The 2424-nt window shown below is 46.6% G+C and carries 1 protein-coding gene; it reads right to left on the bottom strand.

The window, feature by feature from the left end:
• Positions 1 to 508: 508 nt before the first annotated feature.
• Positions 509 to 2128, bottom strand: a complete 1620-nt coding sequence (locus tag BIZ39_RS21260; RefSeq protein ID WP_049588550.1) for an esterase-like activity of phytase family protein — start codon at positions 2126 to 2128, stop codon at positions 509 to 511.
• Positions 2129 to 2424: the final 296 nt, after the last annotated feature.

Consider the following 2424-nt stretch of genomic DNA (forward strand, 5'->3'; position numbering starts at 1 on the left):
GTACGTAAACCGGACCTTGGTACTTGAAGCTCGAACACAATGCACAGCTTAAACATGCATCATGCTCAGGGCGTGCTTTCATATATCTACTAGAAGATTTCAGTAGCAATGACCAGCGTATTCCAATTCGATTAACAACAATGATTTCGTCATTGCTTTTCATATCTAAATTTGTAATGCGTGAAACAGGTCTTGAATTCAGAAGTCACAGAGGATAGTACATAGTGTTAATCTTTCCTATATTCAGGTTTGTGCGCCTACCATTACACAATTACCGTTAGAACACGTGGGATTGCCACTTGTTGAATTGGCGTTGGGCTTTGATAACCCCGCGAATCGAGAGTGGCTAATAATGGCGCGTTTAAACTCAGGGTAGAAAAAGGCATGAAAAAAGCACCGCTTACATAAAGTTAAGTCGGTGCTTTTGTAGCATTGAAAGGGTAATTGTCGCAGACTAGTCTGTGCAAATTTGCGGCCATTTCAGTGCGAGTGGCGCTGCATCAGCGCATTAATTTTCAGTCAGATTTAAACTGTCAACAATGTACAGCGTATTGCCATCAATCACGGTATTATTGATATCTAAATATTTTTGACCTAGTGGTGCGCCTTCTTCCGATTTTGACCAGGTGGCAAAATCATCATCGTTAAGTACACCTAAGCGACTGCCATCAATCACCCAAAGACCTTCCATTTTGTCGTGTGGGTATGCCACTTCATCCACCATATCAACGACCATTTCCAGCTTTTCAACCGGAGCAATCCCTAAGTTGGCCAGCATACCCCAACCCTGGTCGTAAACGCCGTCAGTGGCATTGTCGTTGATAACTTCTTCCAGCGTAGCACCGTCAATCACCAGGCCTAATGCATCATCCTGTGTGATAGTGCCAGCAGCGGCGACACTTTCCAGATCGGTTGCGTTACTGATGTCAATTTTATACACCTGTTTCTGGGCTGCGCCCGTTTTGCCAAAGAATGCACCATCGCGCTCTAACACTAAGAATTGCGTGTCGCTGATGGCTTTAATGGCAGAGTTGGAATTAGAGCCTTTTTCCTGTCTGTACAGATACTGTGAGATAGCGCCGGTTGCCAAATCTACCGTAACAATGCGTGTCATATCGGTTCTGTTTCTGTCGGGGTTATCCAGACTCGATTGCATAATACCTACTAAGGTGCTTTCATCTGGCGTGATGGTCAGGCCTTCCATACCGCGGTTAGCCCAACGATTGCCAAACTCAGCTGGCAGATCATACAGGTTACGATCATCTGCAGCGAAAGGGTTAATGCGTTCCAGTTCAACTCCGTCAGCGCTGTAATGCACAATGTGCGGGCCATATTCATCCGATACCCAGAAGGTACCGTCAGACACAGCGACTAAACCTTCTGAATCTAAACCGTAATCATCAAAGACTGCAGGGTTGGTATCGGCATCATAAGGTTGGGTCATGTCTGCACGGATCACTTCGCGATCTGTGTTGTAAGGTACTTCGCCCGTGCCGCCTAAGCTTGGCGTATTCGGTAAGCCGCTAATGTTGTTACCATCCCGGTCTTTTAACAGAATATCGCTGATCTTAGCAATTGAACCATTGGCCTGAACCTCGAATAAGCCAATGCGTGGCGTGTAATCCGGGGTCGGGAAAATTTTACCACTACCGTGTGGCGCTCCTTCCTGAGCAGTGCGGTATTTGGCATTAGGGCCACGGTCGGTTAACGCATAAAATTGCATTGGGTTGGTTGGGTGGCCATCAAGGTCCGAACCATATCCACCGTTACGCACTTCAAAAGTTGAGCCCGGGTAAAAAGTATTGTCCATATCGTTGCGCAGCACGGAATAAGGAAGGCGCGCGCCGCTGGTGCCAAAAGTGTCCGGGTTACAAACATAAGAGGTATCGCTGACTTCTGACGCCTCTAAAGTACCATCACTATTGGCATCCAGTCCCGAATCTATTTGCACGCCGCCCAGCCAACACTGCTCACTGCCGGTAGCCAGTTCGGTTTGTACAACCAGGCTTGTCAGACCATTGCTGCCGTCAGCGCCATTCGTCCCATCGACACCGTCATCGCCATCATCACAAGCGGTTAAAAGTGTTACAACAGATAAAGCAATAACGGATAATTTAAACTTACTCACTTATTATTCTCCCTGAAAATTAACTATTGCGAAATGCAATCAAATGAGGTTATGCATGAAACATGATCAGCTTGTGACAGTCTGATGACAGGTAAGTGACAGGTGTATAAAAGGACGTTGTTGCAAGCCCGTATTGAGTTTCTGCGCTTTAGTTATCGTTTTCACAGCAATATAGTCAATATTGGCCTGAGTCGGCAACAGAGAGACTGAAGCTCATCACTGCATAAGCCGATAGTGACAGTCTGGTTACTATTGTCTCAAGGTGCCTCCGATGCTGTTGGGCTGCTCCGTACGTA

Source organism: Alteromonas sp. BZK5, assembly GCF_014349115.1.
GTDB lineage: Bacteria > Pseudomonadota > Gammaproteobacteria > Enterobacterales > Alteromonadaceae > Alteromonas > Alteromonas macleodii.